Here is an 18,251-nt window from a genome sequence, read left to right on the forward strand (position 1 = left end):
CTGGCGGAAGAGCTTCTTCGCCTGGCGCATGTCGTCGGCGCCACCGTGCTGTTCGGAACCGGCGCTGGCATCGCTTTCTTCATGGTCATGGCGCATCGCACCGGCGATCCCAAACTCATTGCGCATGTCGCCGGAACCGTCGTTATCGCTGATACGATCTTTACCGCGACCGCCGCCATTCTCCAACCGGTGACAGGCTATCTTCTGGCACAATCGATCGGCTGGTCGCTGCAGGAGGGATGGATTGCCCTCTCCTTGCTGCTCTACGTTCTGACCGGAGTCTTCTGGCTGCCGGTGGTCTGGATACAGATCCGGTTGCGCAATCTCGCCCGCACGGCAGCAACGGCGGGATTGCCGCTGCCCGCAGCCTATCACCGGCTCTATCGCATCTGGTTTGCCTGCGGCTTTCCCGCCTTTTTCGCCGTGCTCGGCATCATCTGGTTGATGCTCAACAAGCCGGCGATTACGCTATTTTAGCATCGGCCAGAGGCTGAGTACCAACAGGACCGCCATAGTAATATTGAACCATTTCAGCCGAACCGGATCGGAAAGCCAGTCGCGCAGCGCCGAGCCGAAGCCGGCCCAAGTCGAGACGCTCGGAACATTGACGGCCGCAAACGCGAGACCGACGATCACGACGCTGATGAGATAGAGCTCAGGATTGGTGTAGGTCGCCATGGCGGTCACCGCCATCACCCAGGCCTTGGGATTGACCCATTGAAAGGCCGCCGCACTCAGGAAGCTCATCGGCTGCGCGCCGCTTTCCTTCTCCGCAATGCCGCGCGAGGTGGCGATCTTCCAGGCGATCCAGACGAGATAGGCCCCGCCGGCGAACTTCAGGGCGATATAGAGGAGCGGCACCGTATGCAGCAGCGCGCCGAGCCCCAGCCCGACACCGAGCAGCAGCACGAAGAAGCCGACACCGATGCCAAGCATATGCGGGATCGTGCGGCGGAAACCGAAATTCACGCCCGACGCGAACAGCATCATATTATTCGGCCCCGGTGTGATTGAGGTCGTGAAAGCGAACACAAGAAGAGCCAGAAACGTATCCAGCGCCATAAAGCCTCCTCGGACGCCGCTCGGTTACAATAAGCGGTGTCCATTTCATTCATTGTGATGCGCCCGGATCATAGCGGCGCATATCTGGCACATCCCTAATTCGCCCCGGATTCGAATGCCATAGGACGATTGTCACAGTGACATGAATGCTCCCGATTGAAATCCCGATGAACGGACCTATCCTTGCTTCGGTTCGCAACGAGGACAGGCCATGCACGATCCCATCCCTACCGTCACCCTTCCCTCCGGCATCACGGTTCCGGCGCTCGGCCAGGGCACATGGAATATGGGTGAAAATGCCGCCCGCGCCAAGGACGAGATCGCCAGCCTGAAGATCGGTCTCGACCTCGGCATGACGCTGCTCGATACCGCCGAGATGTACGCCAATGGCGGCTCGGAGGAAATCGTCGGAAGGGCCATCGAAGGGCAGCGCGACGGGGTGTTCCTGGTCAGCAAGGTCTATCCCCATAATGCCAGCCGCAAGGGCACGATCGACGCTTGCGACCGCAGCCTGAAGCGGATGAAAACCGATCGCATTGACCTCTATCTGCTGCATTGGCGCGGCGAATATCCGTTGGCCGAAACGGTGGCCGCTTTCGAAAGTCTGAAGGCTTCGGGAAAGATCGGCGCCTGGGGCGTATCGAACTTTGATGTCGACGATATGGAGGAGCTGCTTGCGGTTCCAAACGGCGGCAACGTCGCCGCCAACCAGGTGCTTTATAATCTCGTTCGGCGCGGCATCGAATATGACGTGCTGCCCTGGTGCCAGGAGCGCAATATTCCGATCATGGCCTATTCGCCGATCGAACAGGGCCGGTTGTTGCATCATCCTGACCTGATCCATATCGCCAAGACCTATCAGGCGACCCCGGCCCAGGTGGCGCTCGCCTTCCTGTTGGAACGCGACGATGTGATCGTCATCCCCAAGAGCTCCAATCCGCAGCGTGTCGAGGAAAATCGCGGCGCCGTTTCGCTCGACATCAGCGACGAGGACTGGGCCACTCTCGACGCGGCTTTCCCGCCGCCATCGCGAAAAAAGCCGCTGGAAATGCTTTAACCGAAGTCTTGCTAAGCCTCGGCGCGCTGCTGGGCAACGATCAACTCGATCGCCTGGAAGACATTCATCAATTGCCACATCGCGGGATCACGATAGGTCGGGTAGAACGAGAAGGCAGCTGCCGCGATCTGGTCGACCGTTCGCAACTTCGTTCTGTTTCCGGCAAGCGTCACCTTCGCAAGCACGCCAAAATGATCTTCCGTCACGCCCCAACCGGCATAGAAGGGCGCGGCATAGCAGCGAACCGGTATGCCGCGCAGCAGCGCATCGAAGCCGAACTGGCTGGAGACCGTCCAGACCTCGTCCACGACATCAAGAATCGACGCTACCGATACCGCATCGTTGAGAAATATCGCCCCACCCTTGGAGGCGATATCCGTGGTCAAATAGCCCTTGGCATGGCCGGCCATGACATCCGGATGCGTCCGAATCAGGCATTGCGCGCCGCTTGCCAGCGCATCGGCCAGCATCCGCTCGAATGAGGCGCGTGAACCGAGCGCCTTGCCGACGGAGATATCGCCGACGACCTGATCCACCAGCAGGATGCGGCGCTTCGTCGTCCGCTCGATGGCGGGAGGCTTATGCGGCAGGTGGTTGTATTTAGACAGTCTGTGAAGGACGAGCTGTTCCCGAATGGCCTTGCCGAGGTCCCCTGCCTCGTCCGCGCCGGCAATCAGCCGCTCAAGGCGCGAAGGCCGGCTCGCATCCACCGGCAAACCGAGGTCGTCAACCACGATGGAGAGCGGCATGGCGCCCGCCTTCCCCAATCCGACCGAGCGCAGAAAGCCGTCTTCGAGATTCCAGCGCGGCAGGCCGCGCAACCGTGAAATCGCAGCCGCCGTCTTTGCCGGCACGCGGCCACCCCAAGACAACACGCCGCCAATCCCGGGCGACAGGGTGGTCGCAATCTTCTGCGCACCGAAATATTGGCCGAGCCAGGGAAAGGCATTGCGGACATAAAAGGTCGCGCCGAGGCGCATACCATCAGGCGGACACCAGCTCTTTTCACCGGCTTCCGGTAAATCATCCCCGGTTGGAAACCCCACCTATGCTACCTCGCCTGAGATAGGGCCAATCACGCCCCGAACGCCGCGAAACCTATGCGACGTCCGGAGATCGGTCAACGATAGAGCTCTCTTACATCCCCTGCGGACCGCGGTTCATCGCCGCGATGCCGGTGCGGCAGACTTCGATCAGGCCGAGCGGCTTCACGATGGCCACGAACTGGTCGATCTTCGAGGATTTGCCGGTGATTTCGAAAATGAAATGCTCGACGGTGGCATCCACCACCTTGGCATGGAAGGCATCGGCCAGGCGCAGCGTTTCGGCGCGGGTCTCACCATTTCCGGTAACCTTCAGCAGCGCCACTTCGCGCTCGATCGGCCGTTCCTGGCCGAGTTCGCGGGCGCGCACCGTCAGGTCGACGACGCGATGAACAGGCACGATGCGCTCGAGCTGTGCCTTGATCTGCTCCAGCACCTGCGGCGTACCGCGCGTAACGACGGTGATGCGCGACAGATGCGCCTGATGTTCGGTCTCCGAAACGGTCAGGCTCTCGATGTTGTAGCCGCGACCGGAGAAAAGGCCGATGACGCGGGCGAGCACGCCGGGTTCGTTGTCGACGAGGACCGATAGCGTGTGGCTCTCGGCCGCCGCTGTTTCCGGCGAAATGAAGTAGGCGGAGCCCGTGGGTTGAAGGTGTGCGTTCATTGTCCTTGTTCCGTTTCCTCGGTTTTTATCTTCGGGAAGTCAGCAGGGCCTCTGCAATATAGCCGTTAGTCGAAAAGTCCGGGGTCCGGGAAATTTCCCGGACCCCGGCGATCCGATCAAACCAGCTGCCGGCCCTTGGCGTCGATGGCGTTGGCGACAGCTTCGTCGGTGGCTTCGTCCGGCAGCAGCATCTCGTTGTGCGCCTTGCCCGAGGGAATCATCGGGAAGCAGTTGGCAAGGTTGGCGACGCGGCAATCGAAGATGACCGGCTTGTTGACGTCGATCATCTCCTGGATGGCGGCATCGAGATCACCCGGCTTCTCGCAGCGCAGGCCGACGGCGCCATAGGCTTCCGCCAGCTTGACGAAATCCGGCATGGCTTCCGTGTAGGAGTTCGACAGACGGTTGCCGTGCAGCAGCTGCTGCCATTGGCGCACCATGCCCATGTACTGGTTGTTCAGGATGAAGATCTTGATCGGCGCATTGTGCTGGATCGCCGCCGACATTTCCTGAATGCACATCTGGATCGAGGCATCGCCGGCGATATCGATGACCAGGCTTTCCGGATGGGCGATCTGTACGCCGAGCGCTGCCGGCAGGCCGTAGCCCATGGTGCCGAGACCGCCCGAGGTCATCCAGCGGTTCGGCTCCTCGAAGCCGAAGAACTGTGCCGCCCACATCTGATGCTGGCCGACTTCGGTCGTGATGTAGGTATCGCGATGCTTGGTCAGCTCATAGAGGCGCTGGATAGCATATTGCGGCATGATGACGTCGCCGCTCTGCTTGTAGGCGAAGGAATTGCGCGCCCGCCAACGGGTGATGTTTTCCCACCAGCCGCCGAGGCGATCGGCAGCCGGCTTCTGCGGCAGGGCTCGCCACAGGCGAACCATGTCTTCCAGAACATTGCCGACATCGCCGAGAATGCCGATATCGACGTGAACGTTCTTGTTGATCGACGACGGGTCGATGTCGATGTGGATCTTCTTCGAATTCGGCGAAAAGGCATTCAGGCGACCGGTAATACGGTCGTCGAAGCGCGCACCGATGCAGACCATGACGTCGCAATCATGCATCGCCATATTGGCCTCGTAGGAACCATGCATGCCGAGCATGCCGAGCCAGCTTTTGCCCGATGCCGGATAGGCACCCAGGCCCATCAGCGTCGAGGTAATGGGGAATCCGGTCAGCTCGACCAGCTCGCGCAGCAGCTTGGAGGCTTCCGGGCCGGAATTGACGACGCCGCCGCCGGAATAGATGACCGGCTGGCGTGCATTCGCCATCAGTTCGATGGCCTGCTTGATCTTGTTGAGGTCGCCCTGCAGCTTGGGCTGATAGCTCTTCTGGACATCATGCGCTTCCGGCGGCGTATAGGTGCCGGTGGCGAACTGAACATCCTTCGGAATGTCGACGACAACAGGACCCGGACGACCGGACTGGGCGATGCGGAAGGCCTCGTGAATGACAGCGGCGAGCTGGTTGACGTCCTTAACCAGCCAGTTGTGCTTGGTGCAGGGCCGCGTGATGCCGACCGTGTCGCATTCCTGGAACGCGTCCGAGCCGATCAGCGAAGTGGGAACCTGACCTGTCAGGCAGACGAGCGGGATGGAATCCATCAGCGCGTCCTGCAGCGGCGTGACCGCATTGGTCGCGCCGGGACCGGAGGTGACCAGCATGACGCCGACCTTGCCGGTCGAGCGGGCATAGCCTTCAGCGGCATGGCCCGCGCCCTGCTCATGGCGAACGAGAATGTGCTGGATATCGTCCTGCTGGAAGATCTCGTCATAGATCGGAAGAACAGCGCCGCCCGGATAACCAAAGATGTGTTCGACGCCATTGTCCTTGAGCGCCTGCAACACGATCTCCGCGCCTGTCATCTGATTGCTGCTCGCCTGATTATCTGTGCCGGTCATACGTTTGTTCCGCTATCTGCTGGAGGTTTGGAAAAATGAAATCTCGATTTCGGGCATAAAAAAAGGCTCCTTGGGGAGCCTGTCATCTAGCGCATGGGTGGCTATCGCCGGATGGTTACACCATCCTGCCCATGCGCTGTCCCACCACAATAAGAACCGTCGAGTTTTTCATGGGTCGAAGTGATAGACAGAAAATTTCCAAGCGTCAACGTATTCCGCAATAAAAAATCGCGCGCCATCCCGATCCCTTTAAAAAGCGGGGACGGTCGAAAGGATTTTATTAAGCGGCCCTCCCTATGCTCCATTTTCTAACGCTGGGAGTAGCCGTTTGCTCAATAACGACTTGCAGACGTCCAGCAAAGCTGGAGACCTTGATCGCCGTGACGTGCTGAAGCCGGGAAATCGTTTCCTCGGCCGCGTCGTCGCGTGCACAGGTTCCAGGGCAACCATCGCCGCCGTCGCCGAGGATGGCGGCACCGATCTGACAGAGCTCTGGTCGGTCGGCAAGCTGATTTCGATCACCGTCGGCGCCAATCGCGTTGCAGCCCTCGTCTACGCCATGAACACCGGTAGTAGCGGCTGGGGCGAAGGTGAGGACAATCTTTTCCGCATCGAGGTGGAGCTGCTGGGCGAAGTCCGCGTCGGACCAACCGGCCGAGAGGAGTTTTCAAGCGGCATTTCCGCCTATCCCTATCTCGGCGCCATCGCGCATCGCATCCGTGCTGCCGATCTCATGCGTATCTATGACGCCGGCAAGGACAGCAGTTGCGTCATCGGCAAGCTGACGCAGGATGAAAGCATCGACGCCGCCATCCATATTCCCTCGATGCTATCAAAGCATTTCGCCGTGGTCGGCTCCACCGGCGTCGGCAAATCGACCGCCGTCTCGCTGCTCCTGCACAAGGCGATCGCCTCCGATCCCAAGTTGCGCGTGCTGATCCTCGACCCGCACAACGAATTTGCCGCCGCCTTCCCCAAGCACTCCGTCGTCATCGATACCGATACGCTCGACCTGCCCTTCTGGCTGATGCGGCTCGACGAGTTCGCCGAGGTCATCTTTCGCGGCCGTCCGCCGATCGCCGATGAACTGGACATGCTGCGCGATATCATTCCGGAGGCGAAGCGCGCCTTTCGCGGCAGCGACTCGCCGCTGATGCGCCGCCAGACGGAAAAAAGCTCGGTGACCGCCGATACGCCGGTGCCCTATCGCATGGCCGACCTCCTGGCACTGATCGACGAGCGCATCGGCCGGCTCGAGGGCCGCCAGGAAAAGCCGCATCTGCGCTCGCTGAAAATGCGCGTCATCTCGGCAATCAACGATCCGCGCTACCACTTCATGTTCTCCAACAACACAATCAGCGACACGATCATGGAGACGATCGCGCAGATCTTCCGCATTCCGGGCGACGACAAGCCGATCTGCACTTTCCAGCTCGCCGGCATTCCCTCCGAAGTCGTCAATTCCGTCGCCTCCGTCCTCTGCCGCATGGCTTTCGAACTCACCCTCTGGAGCGATGGTGCAATTCACATGCTCGTCGTCTGCGAGGAGGCGCATCGCTATATCCCCGCCGACCCGACGCTCGGTTTCTTCCCGACCCGCCAGGCGATCGCCCGCATTGCCAAGGAAGGCCGCAAATACGGCGTATCGCTCGGCATCATCACCCAGCGCCCGGGAGAGCTCGACCAGACGATCCTGTCGCAGTGCTCGACGGTGTTTGCCATGCGTCTCGCCAACGACCGCGACCAGGACATCATCCGCTCCGCCATTCCGAATTCCTCGATCTCGACCACCAGCTTCCTCTCCTCCATCGGCAACGGCGAGGCCATTGCCTTCGGCGAGGCGATTGCCGTGCCGATGCGTATGCGCTTTTCCCGCGTCGAGGAGCATCTGCTGCCGAAAGCCAATGGCAGTGTCGCGAGAACGAGCGAGGAAACGCCCGATACCGTCGATCTGCGCACCATCGTCAGCCGGATGCGTTCAATCACAGGCCCCGATATCTCCGCCTTCCAGCAGAGCTATGCGAGTTTGAGCGATGCCACGGACGATATGGACGAGGATATTGGGGATGACTATGTCGAGCAACTCTCGCCCACAATGCAGCCGACAAGAGTTGCCGCACCGCCGATAGAGCCCTATCGGCCCGACATGCTGCCACGCGCTCCGACACCTGCCATCGATGCCAAGCCCCGGACATCGATCGATAGCCGGCTTGCCGAACTGCGTCGCGACTATCGTGACGAGAACAACATGGGCAACCAGCCGTCCCCGGCAAGAGACGCCGCCCCGCGGCCGCAGCGCGAACCCGGCCTGTCACTGCGCGACAGCATCCTGAAGAAGCCGCTGAGCAGCCTTTATAACAAGGACTGACCTAGGTCCTGGCGACAAAATCTGCTCTCGATCATGGGCTTACAGGCCTTTTCGGTCGGTCCTTTTCTGCACCCCAGAATTTGAGGCGGGCTATGGGTGCTTCCCTGAGAATGTTGACCTGCATTTTTGCTCGCAGTTGCGCCCGAAACCGCGAGGCGTTGCGTGCACCCCAAACGCCCACAAAACATTCTCCAGAGTCTTCATTCTTAAAAACAACGGCTCCACCAAATGCTGCTGATAGTCCGCCCTCTCCAATAACGCCGCCGCCGCCGTAAACTGCCGTAACGCATTCTAGTAGGGCGACAGCCACAACGGTATCACCGGACGAGGCAAAACCTGGACTACGAAAGATATAGACGGGGTAAACTAGCTCGCTCATGCTGCGATAGTAGATTCTCCACGGTCGTGTGCAAGTGAGCCGCATCAACTTCGTTTTAAGACTCGACTACGGGGCGACGCGCTCCCAGCTCTCGTCCATCTGGTTGCGAAACCAGGTCATTTGCCGCTTGGCATATTGCCGCGTCGCAGCCGCGCCGGTGTCCAGAACCTCCGCGCGTGTCATCTCACCCCTCAGCATCGCGGCGATCTGCGATACGCCGATCGCCTTCACGACGGGCATTTCCGGTGACAGGTTCAACGCCAGCAGCGCCTTCACCTCATCTTCAGCCCCCATGGCGAGCATCTTCTCGAAACGGCCGTTGATGCGCTGATGCAGGACAGCACGATCTGGCAGCACGACAATTTTCCACGCGCGGTCGGCGTCGATAATGACCGGCCCTGTCTTGCCCTGAAAAGCCGCGATGGATTGCCCCGTCGCCTCGATCACTTCCAGAGCCCTCACGATACGCTGACCGTCCTGGGGGTTGAGGCTTTCCGCCACGGCGGGGTCGCGAAGGACAAGCTCGCGATAAAGCTCGTCAGTCCCCTCCACCAGCAGCCGCTCCCGCAGGCGGCTGCGAATGTCCGTGGGGATATCGGGCATGTCGGAAAGGCCACCGGTCAGCGCCTTGAAATAAAGCCCGGTGCCGCCGACAAAAACCGGCATCCGCCCCTCTTCGCGCAAGTGCGCCACCAATGCCGCCGCCTCGCGCAGCCAGACGCCGGTGGAATAAGCTTGCCCCGCCGGCACATGGCCGTAAAGATGATGCGGAATGCCCTCCATATCGGTTTCAGACGGACGGGCCGTCAGCACGCTGAGCGTGTCATAAACCTGCATGCTGTCGGCATTGACCACAACGCCGCGATGCGCCCGCGCCAGTTCCACCGCAAGCGCGGACTTGCCGCTGGCGGTCGGCCCGGTTATCAGGATCGCGTCGATATCGCTCATAGGATTTCTGATCATGGCCTTCGTTGCCACGCTTATTGCCAATCCGTCAAACCCCGTTCTCATGCCGGCCATCGCCGAGCGCGCGTCGGACGCCGTCAAAGCGTCGGGACTCTATTGGCTGGCCGACGGCATCGCCTGTGATATCGCATTGCGCGACGGTGCCGACCTCAAGGCTGCCGAAGCGGATATTCGCGCTGTTATCGGCAGCGCTCCGATCGATCTGGTCATCCAGGATGCAGAGACGCGCCGCAAGAAGCTGCTGATCGCCGATATGGATTCAACCATGATCGGGGAGGAATGCATCGACGAGCTAGCGGCCGAAGTCGGCCTCAAGGACAAGGTCGCAACGATTACCGCCCGCGCCATGAATGGCGAGATCGCCTTCGAGCCAGCGCTGCGCGAGCGTGTCGCTCTCTTGAAGGGCCTGCCGATCTCCGTTGTCGACGAGGTTATTGCCAAGCGCATCACCCTCACCCCGGGCGGCCCCGAACTGATCGCCACGATGAAGGCCAAGGGCTACTACGCTGCCCTCGTCTCCGGCGGCTTCACCGTCTTCACGAGCCGCATCGCCGCGACCCTGGGTTTCGACGAGGACCACGCCAATATTCTGCTGGAAGACAACGGCATCCTCACCGGCCATGTCGCCGAACCGATCCTCGGTAAGCAGGCCAAGGTCGACGCGCTGAATGATATCGCCGAAAAGCTCGGCATTTCCACGGATGACGCGCTTGCCGTCGGCGACGGCGCCAATGATCTCGGCATGCTGCAACTCGCCGGCTCCGGCGTCGCCCTCCACGCCAAACCTTCGGTAGCCGCCGAGGCCAGGATGCGTATCGATCACGGCGACCTGACCGCCCTGCTCTACATTCAGGGCTATCGCAAGAGTGATTTTGTCAGAGCATAATTTCGGCGGGAACCCATCAAGGATCGTATGCCATCATGATCATTGCCGAAACCGAACGCCTCATCATCCGCAACTGGCGCGACGACGATCGTGATCTCGCCTATGAGATCAATTCCGATGACAAGGTGATGGAATTCTTTCCATTTCGCCGCGATCGCACGGAAGCCGATGCATTTTTCGAGCGCGTGCGATCCATGATCGCTGACACTGGTCTTGGCCTCTATGTGTTGGAGCTCAAGGCCAATGGTGAGGCCATCGGATATTGCGGGCTGATGCGGACGGATCATCTGGAGCCGTTCGTCCCAGTAGGAACCGTCGAGATCGGCTGGCGGTTGGTACCGCAGCATTGGGGCAAGGGGTTTGTCAGCGAAGCGGCACGGGCGTTGCTCGCCCATGGCTTCGTGACGCTAGATCTCGATCGGATCGTTTCCTTCGCCGTCCACAACAACGTCAAATCGACGTCCGTCATGGAGCGGATCGGCATGCGTCGTGTCGAGGGCGGTGATTTCGATCACCCCGGCGTTCCCGATACCTATCCGCACCTGAAGCGCCATGTCCTCTACAGCCTGGCCGCCGACGAATGGCGGTCGCGGCAAGCGCCGAGAGGCTGACGCCTACTCCAGCGCCACGGCGATGAAACGCAGGTCACCACTCGGAGACGCGATCATCAGCTGCGCATTGCGCCGGCCTTCCCGCTTCAGGGATGCGACCTTCTCCGAGGCAGCAGTTGGCGTCTGAACGAATTCCTGCGCCACTTCCACGACGACATCGCCGGGCTTCAGCCCCTTCTCGGCTGCGGCCGAACCCGGCGCGACCTCGGTGATGACGACACCGTCGACACTGTCGGCGATGCCGAAGCTCTTGCGGTTTTCGGCGTTCAGGGTGGCGAGTTTCATGCCGAGCACGCTCTGGGCAGCCTGCTGCTGCGGTGCCTGCGGTTGCTGGTCGCCGCCCTGATCCTGACCGTCTATGCCGTCATCGTCATCGTCACCCCCGTCGGGATTGATGACACCGTCATTGCTGCCATTGCCATTGTCGTCCGGCGCGAGCTTCGGCGTCTTGTTCTTGTCGTCGCCACCACTCTTGTCGCTGCTTGCCGCGGCAGCCTGATCGCTGTCCTCAAGCCGGCCGAGCGTGACCTTGACGGTCTGCTGCTTGCCGTCGCGCATGATGACCACGTCGACGGCCTTGCCCACCGGGCTTTCGGCGACGACGCGCGGAAGATCACGCATCTCGTCCACGTCCTTGCCATCGAATTTCAGGATGACATCACCAGCCTTGATCGAGCCGTTGTCGACAGGCCCGCCCTTGATAACGCCGGCCACCAGCGCGCCCTTGGCGCCATCGAGGCCGAGACTGTTGGCGACATCGTCGGTGACCGGCTGGATACGCACGCCAAGCCAGCCGCGTCGGGTCTCGCCGAAATCCATCAACTGCTTGACAACGCCCTCGGCGAGCTCGGACGGCACGGCAAAGCCGATGCCAATGGAGCCACCACTGGGAGAAATGATCGCCGTATTGATGCCGATCACCTCGCCCTTCATGTTGAAGAGCGGGCCGCCGGAGTTGCCCTTGTTGATCGCCGCATCCGTCTGGATGAAATTGTCATAGGGGCCGGCATTGATGTTGCGGCCGCGTGCCGAAACTATGCCGACCGTCACCGAGCCACCGAGGCCGAAGGGATTGCCGATGGCCATCACCCAATCGCCGATCCGCATCTTGGCGGAATCGCCGAACTTCACCGACACCAGCGGCCGCTTCGACTCCACCTTGAGCACGGAAAGGTCGGTCTTGGTATCCGTGCCGATCAGCCGCGCCTTCAGCTTGTTGCCGTTCGGGAAGATCACCTCGATATCGTCGGCGCCTTCGATGACGTGATTGTTGGTGACGATATAGCCCGTGGGATCGATGACGAAGCCTGAGCCGAGCGAGCTGACCTTGCGATTGCTGTTGTCGTTGTTGCGGTTCTTGAAGAAGTCGTTGAAGAAATCCTGGAACGGCGAATTGTCAGGCACCTTGGGGTTTGCCGGGCCATCGCCCTGGTCCTTGACCTTCTGCGACGTCGAAATATTGACCACTGCATCGAGCAGGCCGGATGCCAGGTCAGCAACGGAAGCTGGGCCGGCATTCATCGCCGGGTTGGCGGCAATGGCGGGCGCTGCCGCTGGATTGGTCGCCGGCGCGGTCGAGCCGCCTGTCGGAGCCTGAGCCGGATTGGTCGCGGCCGCTGGCGCCTGATTATCGGAGGTCGAGGGCGCTTGTGCCGTCTGCGCACGCGCCTGTTCGACATTGCCCAGAACGGGACCGGCAATCAGAGCCACGCTGGCCAGAAGAGCGAACGAACGTCTGAAAGACAGGCGAATGGTCAAGGCCATCAGGCATCCTCATCGAGAAAGGGAAATCTTGTATAAGCATCACCATAAGGCGGAATGATGAAGCGTGTAATCACCTTTTTGCGATATCCCCGCGCCTCGGTCCACCCTTTGCAATCATGGTAAAGCCGGCGCGGTTCCACAAAAAACAAGGGGCCGCCAACCGGCAGCCCCTCGAATTTCAGCTATATGTCCCACGTCAATTCGCGGGTGTCGCCATTCACGGCTTAGCCGGTGCCGGCGTGCCCGACGTGGTAGCCGAGCCGACCGAACTGTCGAAATACTTGAAGAACTCCGACTGGTTCGGCGGCAGTACCAGCGTCTTGCCACCAGAGCCAAACGACGTGCGATAGGCTGCCATCGAGCGATAGAACTCGTAGAAGCTCGGATCGCGCGTGGAGGCATCGGCAAAGATACCGTTACGCTCGGCTTCGCCCTGACCACGCAAGATTTCCGAATCCTTCCGCGCATCCGCGAGGATCTCGACAACCTGACGGTCGGCGACGGCGCGGCGGCGCTGGCCTTCTTCGTTACCCCGGGCACGGATCAGTTCCGCTTCCGCCAGACGTTCGGCCTTCATGCGGTCGTAGGTCTGCTGCGACACTTCCTGGGTCAGATCGGTGCGACGGATGCGAACATCCTCGATATTGAGGCCGAGGGTCTCCGCATCGCGGTGCAGGTCGTCACGCACTTCCGTCATCATGGAGGCGCGCTCTTCGGACAGAGCCGCTTCGAAACCGCGCAGACCGTAGACCCGGCGCAGCGACGCGTCGAGGCGGGTTCTGAGACGTGATTCCGCCGCATCGCGATCACCGGATACCGTCTCGCGGAATTTCCGCGCGTCGGTGATCCTGTAGACGACGAAGGCATCGACCTCATAGAACTTGCCGCCCGAAACCTGGACACGGATATTGTCCAGATCGAAGCGCAGCTCCTGATCCTGGATATATTGCACCCGATCGGCATCCATGAAGGCGAAAGGCAGCTTGAAGTACAGGCCCGGCTCGGTCTTGACTTCACGGATCTGGCCGAAGCGCAGAACGATCGCCTGCTCGCGGGCATTGACCACGAAAACCGAGGAATAAACGATCAGCAGCAGCACCGCGAGCGCGATGAGAATGGTTGGCAAACGGCTGGACGTCATTATTTGGCCTCCGGCTGAACTGCAGTTGCAGGCTTGCCGCCCGTCTGCGTCGTGGACTTGCCGAGATCATTCAGCGGCAAGTAGGGCAAGACGCTCTGCTTGTCGTCGATGATGATGCTGTTGGAATTGCCGATAACAGACTCCATGGTTTCGAGGAACAACCGCTTGCGGGTCACATCCGGCGCCTTGACGTATTCGTCGTAGATCGAGATGAAACGCTGTGCTTCACCCTGAGCTTCCTTGACGACACGATCCTTGTAGGCAGCGGCCTCTTCGCGAATCTGGGCGGCGCCACCACGGGCCTGACCCAGCTTCTGGTTGGCGTATTGGTTCGCTTCTTGTACCTGCTGGTCTTCGTTCTGCTCGGCGCGCTGCACTTCGTCGAAGGCATCGGCCACTTCGCGCGGCGGAGACACGTCCTCGATCGGCACGGCATTGATGGAAATGCCGGCACTATAGCGATCCATCGTGTCCTGAATGATGTTTCTCACCTCGACAGCGACCTGCTGACGATTGTCGCGGTAGATGTCCTGTGCGGGACGACGACCGACCACTTCACGCATGGCGCTTTCGGCGACCTGCTGCAGCGTCTCGTCAGGGCTTTCAACCTCGAAGAGATAGGCTTGCGGATTGGTGACGGTATAGAGCACCGAGAACTGAACATTGACGATGTTCTGGTCGCCCGTCAGCATCAGCCCGGCATTGGAGCCGGAACCCGAACGCCCGCCAATATTGCGCTGCTGCTCGGTAACCTTGGCAATTTCGACGCGATCCATCGGCCAGAAATGGAAATGCAGGCCGGGCATGGACACCTCGGCGCGCGGCTTGCCGAACCGCAATTCAACGCCGCGCTCATCCGGCTGAACCGTATAGACGCACTGAATAAGCCAGAATACGGCAATGACCGCCGCGACAATAAGAAAAGCACCGCCATTGAAACCGCCGGGAACAAGCCCCTTCAGCCGGTCCTGGCCACGACGAATAATGTCTTCAAGGTCGGGTGGCCCGCCGCTGCCGTTACCACGAGGCCGGTTCGGTCCCTGCCCCCATGGCCCTTGATTATTTCCGCCGCCTCCGCCGCCGCCGCCCCACGGGCCGCCGCCGCCATTCTGATTGCTCCAGGGCATCAAAACCTCTTTGTTAGTGGACTCCCAGTCATCGCGCTAAACTTTGCCGTTCGCAGTGCGAACTTCACAAGTTGCGGCGATTGTCCCCGTTATAGGTATCGACGCACCTGCTTTCAACGCAACTTCAGGAAGTTAGGCGGATTTATTGGAAAATAATTGAATTCCGCCTGAAGGATTTAGGCTCTCCGTCTGAAATAGCTGACAAAGCGTGTCGGATAATTGTCCTTCTCACCCGCCGGCACGGCAAGCTCGCTATCGACCTGCCAAAGGGCCGGATCGATGGCCGGAAATGAGGTATCGCCATCCACATCGGCCTCGACATGCGTGATCAGCAACCGGTCGGCATGATCCATCGCCTGTCGATAGATCTCGCCGCCGCCGAGGATGCAGATCTCATCCACGCCGCTCTCCACGGCAAGACGCGCCGCGACATCGATGGCATCATCCAACGAATGCACGACCGTCACGCCTTCGGCCGAAAAGCCGCTATCGCGCGTGATCACCACGTTCGGGCGGCCCGGCAGCGGCTTGCCGATCGACTGAAACGTCTTGCGCCCCATGATAACGGGCTTGCCGAGCGTCAGGGCCTTGAAGCGCTTGAGGTCGGACGAAAGCCGCCAGGGCATATCGCCGTCGCGGCCAATGATGCCGTTGCGCGATACGGCAACGACGATGGTTTTGATTGGTTGGCTCATCCTTCTCCCTCGCTCGGCGATCGACAGCCTCATATGCGCGTCGGGCTCACCGCCTTGCAAGCTGATATCCGCCGCTATTCAGGCAAAAATGTCGGTCTAGCTACAATCTCAAGCGCCGCTATTGAGCCGATCCAATTCGCCGGCAAGCACGCCGCCGGCCTCCCGGTCCTCAGCCATCTTGCGATAGAGGCCGGCCATGCCCTTGAAGATCAAGGCGGCGGGATCGTCCTCGCCGAGGAACTCGGCGATCTCTTCCATTTCCGCAACCCAGCGATAGGCCTTCGGATACATGTCCGGGATGCTCTGGGCAAACTTGCGATCAAGATCGGACTGACTTTCCTCGAGTTCCCGTTTCAGGCCCTCATCCGCTCCAGACCGGATCGCGGCAAGCAGCATGGCGGTGCCGAGGCCCGTAACACCTTTGTTGATACCGGCATAACACATCTTCAGTGCCGACGAGGCCCCGATCCCACCATCGATGCGGCGCAGCTGAAGCCCATGGTCGGCAAGGACCCCACTCCTGTTTGCGACATCGCCGCTAACATAGAGTTTGGGGCCTTTCTGGCCGGGCTTCGGCGGCGCGCCGATGATGGATCCGTCCAGCACTTCGCCACAGTCGTTACCGAAAACCGAAGCAACCTGCGCCATCGTCTTCGGCGAGATCGCATTGCAGTCTATGAATGTCGTCGTCCTGCCACGGCGTCGCAACGCGGCAGATAGAAGCTCGGCCACGCCAATGGCCTCTGCGGGGGGAACGATGGAAAGGATGATGTCGGCCTCGATGAGGCGATCCAGCCCGACGGCCTTCATGCCCACCGCCTTGGCCCGTTCGATGGTCGCCGGCGAGCGACCTTCAACATACGTGAGAACGTGAGCGCCACCCTCGACCAATCGCCCCGCGATGGCACTCCCCATCGCACCGGCTCCAATGACTCCGATATCCATCAGCGATCTCCTTCCCCTTGTTTAAAGATGAAGGCTATCTAGGACCTCGCGGAATGCATGGTGGTCAAGGCGCGAAACGACGAGGGATAGCTTCGGTCCTATTCGTAAATAAAAATGGCCCGGGATGTAAGTCAACTTCGCGAGATGAAGAGGCCGCGCGGATCGGCGCCGTGAGAGCGAAGGTCCGGCCTAGAACTCCAAAAGACCTTTCCTGGCGAGGCCAATCGCCTTCATGATCAAGGCCGGGCTCTGCGCGATACCGAGCGGGTCCATTTTCAAAAAGCTGAATATGGCCCCCACGCTCTTGGCACGATCTCGGCGACTGTTGCGCATGATCAGATAGGAGATACCCATTCTCGTCTTGTTGATATGCTCGTCCAGAATTTGCCTGTCGTCGTCGTCGAGCTTGAAACTGGCGCCTACCCTTTTCCAGAACAGAAGGTTGCCGAGCAAGCGGACCAGAACCTTCGGGCTGTCCCAGGAATAAGCGTCGCGATAAACGGAGACGCCCTTATCCCGGTCACCGTTCACATTGCTCGAAAACGTCACCGGCGATCCGCTATTGGCGATCGAAAGCCAGAAGAAATAATCCTCTCCGGAATAGCGCAGATCGGAATCAAACCGCAGATCCCTGAATCTAGAGAACCTGTAAACAACGGTGGACGTCTGCGAGATATATTCTCTGATAAAAGCCTTGAACGCCAATCGCGGCTTGAACTGGAAGATATTCAAAGCGGGCTCGACAATCTCCCAATCGCCGGCACTGGCGGCCCGGCTGAAATACTTGGTTTTCTCGAAAGTCGTGACAGGCCTATCTTCGTAATTGTCGCTGAAATAGAATACGCCTTCGTCGCCAAGCGCCCGCATGGCCGTCCGGAGATGATCTTCAAACCAGACATCATCGGAATCAAGAAAGGCGACAAACTCCGTCTCCGCGGGAACAGCATCAAGCGCGTTGTTTCTGGCCGCTGCCGGGCCGGCATTCTGCTGCGCTATTATTTCAAAACTGACAGTCTCCGGAAACTGAAGATGCGAGATTTCAGACAGCGGGTCTATCGGGGATTCGTCGTTCACAATCAGGATATGAACCCTGACGTCATCCGGCAGCCTCTGGCCAATAATGGATTGTACGGCCGCAGTCAGGAAGCCGCCTTTGCGTTGGAAAAAAGGGATAATGGCAGCAATTTTTTTCATCAAAACCCTTCCATAGACTATATCGCAGAACGCATGTCGAGATAGCGCACGAATACTGTCCGAAGTGTAACGTGCCACAATTACCACGGCGGACGCAACAATCCTTGAAGAAGGTTTGCGCTGATTTTTAATAAGCTAAATTATAGAAGCGGAACCACGGAGATAATAATGCATACTTATCACATCTTTTTATCGATCATGCACTCATGTCGGCCGTATTCAATGTCGATATTCATGTAATATTTCAAATAGAGAGCAAAATTTCGACGGGATTGTTTCCCAAAATTTCCATAGCAAGCAGTATTATTTCCAGAGCCGCGATCACGAATAAGCGTGAGCCCAGTCGCCGTGCAAAATCGGCGCTCGTATTCATTTCCGTGCCTCGGAAACGGAAATGCCGGCAACCTTGCGGTCACCGGCACCCCTTTCATCCCAT

The 18,251-nt window shown here is 59.8% G+C and carries 16 protein-coding genes; 5 read left to right on the forward strand and 11 right to left on the reverse strand.

Translation table 11 applies throughout. The features are described 5' to 3' along the window. Positions 1 to 477, forward strand: a complete 477-nt coding sequence (locus AC1RO0_RS03190; protein ID WP_498592369.1) for a DUF2269 family protein — start codon at positions 1 to 3, stop codon at positions 475 to 477. On the opposite strand, the gene AC1RO0_RS03195 is transcribed toward AC1RO0_RS03190, so the two are convergent. After that, positions 469 to 1,062: a LysE family translocator gene (locus tag AC1RO0_RS03195; RefSeq protein WP_498591503.1), complete on the reverse strand. Its 594-nt coding sequence runs from the start codon at positions 1,060 to 1,062 to the stop codon at positions 469 to 471. The two genes, AC1RO0_RS03190 and AC1RO0_RS03195, sit on opposite strands and share 9 nt — an antisense overlap. Positions 1,063 to 1,273: 211 nt before the next feature. Between AC1RO0_RS03195 and AC1RO0_RS03200 the strand changes: the two genes are divergently transcribed. Beyond that, the gene (locus AC1RO0_RS03200; protein ID WP_498591504.1) at positions 1,274 to 2,119 is read left to right on the forward strand and encodes an aldo/keto reductase; all 846 of its coding nucleotides are present in this window, start codon (positions 1,274 to 1,276) and stop codon (positions 2,117 to 2,119) included. Between the two features lie 11 nt (positions 2,120 to 2,130). On the opposite strand, the gene AC1RO0_RS03205 is transcribed toward AC1RO0_RS03200, so the two are convergent. The 3 genes from AC1RO0_RS03205 to AC1RO0_RS03215 all read right to left on the reverse strand — a co-directional run bounded on the left by AC1RO0_RS03205 (position 2,131) and on the right by AC1RO0_RS03215 (position 5,739). Next, positions 2,131 to 3,099 carry a capsular polysaccharide export protein, LipB/KpsS family gene (locus AC1RO0_RS03205; RefSeq protein ID WP_498592370.1) on the reverse strand — a complete coding sequence of 323 codons (969 nt, stop codon included), beginning with the start codon at positions 3,097 to 3,099 and terminating at the stop codon, positions 2,131 to 2,133. Positions 3,100 to 3,256: 157 nt separating this feature from the next. Beyond that, on the reverse strand, positions 3,257 to 3,829 hold the full coding sequence (gene ilvN, locus AC1RO0_RS03210; RefSeq protein ID WP_498591505.1) for an acetolactate synthase small subunit: 573 nt from the start codon (positions 3,827 to 3,829) through the stop codon (positions 3,257 to 3,259). Between the two features lie 116 nt (positions 3,830 to 3,945). Then, a complete protein-coding gene (locus AC1RO0_RS03215) occupies positions 3,946 to 5,739 on the reverse strand; it encodes an acetolactate synthase 3 large subunit (RefSeq protein ID WP_498591506.1) in 1,794 nt (597 codons plus the stop codon). A 328-nt stretch (positions 5,740 to 6,067) separates the two neighbouring features. Here AC1RO0_RS03215 and AC1RO0_RS03220 point away from each other — a divergent pair, with 328 nt between their 5' ends. After that, on the forward strand, positions 6,068 to 8,107 hold the full coding sequence (locus AC1RO0_RS03220; protein ID WP_498591507.1) for an ATP-binding protein: 2,040 nt from the start codon (positions 6,068 to 6,070) through the stop codon (positions 8,105 to 8,107). A gap of 445 nt (positions 8,108 to 8,552) precedes the next feature. Here AC1RO0_RS03220 and miaA read toward each other — a convergent pair whose 3' ends face one another. After that, entirely contained in the window at positions 8,553 to 9,449 is an 897-nt protein-coding gene (gene miaA, locus AC1RO0_RS03225; RefSeq protein WP_498591508.1) for a tRNA (adenosine(37)-N6)-dimethylallyltransferase MiaA, read from the reverse strand. Between miaA and serB the strand changes: the two genes are divergently transcribed. Further along, the gene (gene serB / locus AC1RO0_RS03230) at positions 9,448 to 10,338 is read left to right on the forward strand and encodes a phosphoserine phosphatase SerB (protein WP_498591509.1); all 891 of its coding nucleotides are present in this window, start codon (positions 9,448 to 9,450) and stop codon (positions 10,336 to 10,338) included. The genes miaA and serB overlap by 2 nt on opposite strands. A 35-nt stretch (positions 10,339 to 10,373) precedes the next feature. After that, positions 10,374 to 10,949 (forward strand): GNAT family N-acetyltransferase, encoded by a 576-nt coding sequence (locus tag AC1RO0_RS03235; protein WP_498591510.1) that lies wholly within the window; start codon positions 10,374 to 10,376, stop codon positions 10,947 to 10,949. A 3-nt stretch (positions 10,950 to 10,952) separates the two neighbouring features. On the opposite strand, the gene AC1RO0_RS03240 is transcribed toward AC1RO0_RS03235, so the two are convergent. The 6 genes from AC1RO0_RS03240 to AC1RO0_RS03265 all read right to left on the reverse strand — a co-directional run bounded on the left by AC1RO0_RS03240 (position 10,953) and on the right by AC1RO0_RS03265 (position 17,815). Continuing rightward, positions 10,953 to 12,713 (reverse strand): Do family serine endopeptidase, encoded by a 1,761-nt coding sequence (locus AC1RO0_RS03240; protein ID WP_498591511.1) that lies wholly within the window; start codon positions 12,711 to 12,713, stop codon positions 10,953 to 10,955. A gap of 217 nt (positions 12,714 to 12,930) precedes the next feature. Further along, complete coding sequence (gene hflC / locus AC1RO0_RS03245) at positions 12,931 to 13,854, reverse strand: protease modulator HflC (RefSeq protein WP_498591512.1); 924 nt, start codon at positions 13,852 to 13,854, stop codon at positions 12,931 to 12,933. Continuing rightward, a complete protein-coding gene (gene hflK / locus AC1RO0_RS03250) occupies positions 13,854 to 14,981 on the reverse strand; it encodes an FtsH protease activity modulator HflK (RefSeq protein ID WP_368514029.1) in 1,128 nt (375 codons plus the stop codon). Before hflK ends, hflC begins: the two co-directional genes overlap by 1 nt. Positions 14,982 to 15,157: 176 nt before the next feature. After that, positions 15,158 to 15,676 carry a dihydrofolate reductase gene (locus AC1RO0_RS03255; RefSeq protein WP_498591513.1) on the reverse strand — a complete coding sequence of 173 codons (519 nt, stop codon included), beginning with the start codon at positions 15,674 to 15,676 and terminating at the stop codon, positions 15,158 to 15,160. Positions 15,677 to 15,784: 108 nt separating this feature from the next. Next, complete coding sequence (locus tag AC1RO0_RS03260; protein WP_498591514.1) at positions 15,785 to 16,621, reverse strand: NAD(P)-dependent oxidoreductase; 837 nt, start codon at positions 16,619 to 16,621, stop codon at positions 15,785 to 15,787. 189 nt (positions 16,622 to 16,810) lie between these two features. Beyond that, a complete protein-coding gene (locus tag AC1RO0_RS03265; RefSeq protein ID WP_498591515.1) occupies positions 16,811 to 17,815 on the reverse strand; it encodes a glycosyltransferase family 2 protein in 1,005 nt (334 codons plus the stop codon). Positions 17,816 to 18,251 lie beyond the last annotated feature (436 nt).

This window comes from Rhizobium sp. GW821-FHT14E12 (assembly GCF_058803745.1).

Bases quoted from the DNA above. Each gene is read 5' to 3' on its own strand.
- AC1RO0_RS03195 (WP_498591503.1), bottom strand. From the start codon at position 1,062: ATGGCGCTGGATACGTTTCTGGCTCTTCTTGTGTTCGCTTTCACGACC.
- AC1RO0_RS03200 (WP_498591504.1), top strand. From the start codon at position 1,274: ATGCACGATCCCATCCCTACCGTCACCCTTCCCTCCGGCATCACGGTT.
- AC1RO0_RS03205 (WP_498592370.1), bottom strand. From the start codon at position 3,099: ATGCGCCTCGGCGCGACCTTTTATGTCCGCAATGCCTTTCCCTGGCTC.
- ilvN (WP_498591505.1), bottom strand. From the start codon at position 3,829: ATGAACGCACACCTTCAACCCACGGGCTCCGCCTACTTCATTTCGCCG.
- AC1RO0_RS03215 (WP_498591506.1), bottom strand. From the start codon at position 5,739: ATGACCGGCACAGATAATCAGGCGAGCAGCAATCAGATGACAGGCGCG.
- serB (WP_498591509.1), top strand. From the start codon at position 9,448: ATGGCCTTCGTTGCCACGCTTATTGCCAATCCGTCAAACCCCGTTCTC.
- miaA (WP_498591508.1), bottom strand. From the start codon at position 9,449: ATGATCAGAAATCCTATGAGCGATATCGACGCGATCCTGATAACCGGG.
- AC1RO0_RS03235 (WP_498591510.1), top strand. From the start codon at position 10,374: ATGATCATTGCCGAAACCGAACGCCTCATCATCCGCAACTGGCGCGAC.
- AC1RO0_RS03240 (WP_498591511.1), bottom strand. From the start codon at position 12,713: ATGGCCTTGACCATTCGCCTGTCTTTCAGACGTTCGTTCGCTCTTCTG.
- hflC (WP_498591512.1), bottom strand. From the start codon at position 13,854: ATGACGTCCAGCCGTTTGCCAACCATTCTCATCGCGCTCGCGGTGCTG.
- hflK (WP_368514029.1), bottom strand. From the start codon at position 14,981: ATGCCCTGGAGCAATCAGAATGGCGGCGGCGGCCCGTGGGGCGGCGGC.
- AC1RO0_RS03255 (WP_498591513.1), bottom strand. From the start codon at position 15,676: ATGAGCCAACCAATCAAAACCATCGTCGTTGCCGTATCGCGCAACGGC.
- AC1RO0_RS03260 (WP_498591514.1), bottom strand. From the start codon at position 16,621: ATGGATATCGGAGTCATTGGAGCCGGTGCGATGGGGAGTGCCATCGCG.
- AC1RO0_RS03265 (WP_498591515.1), bottom strand. From the start codon at position 17,815: ATGAAAAAAATTGCTGCCATTATCCCTTTTTTCCAACGCAAAGGCGGC.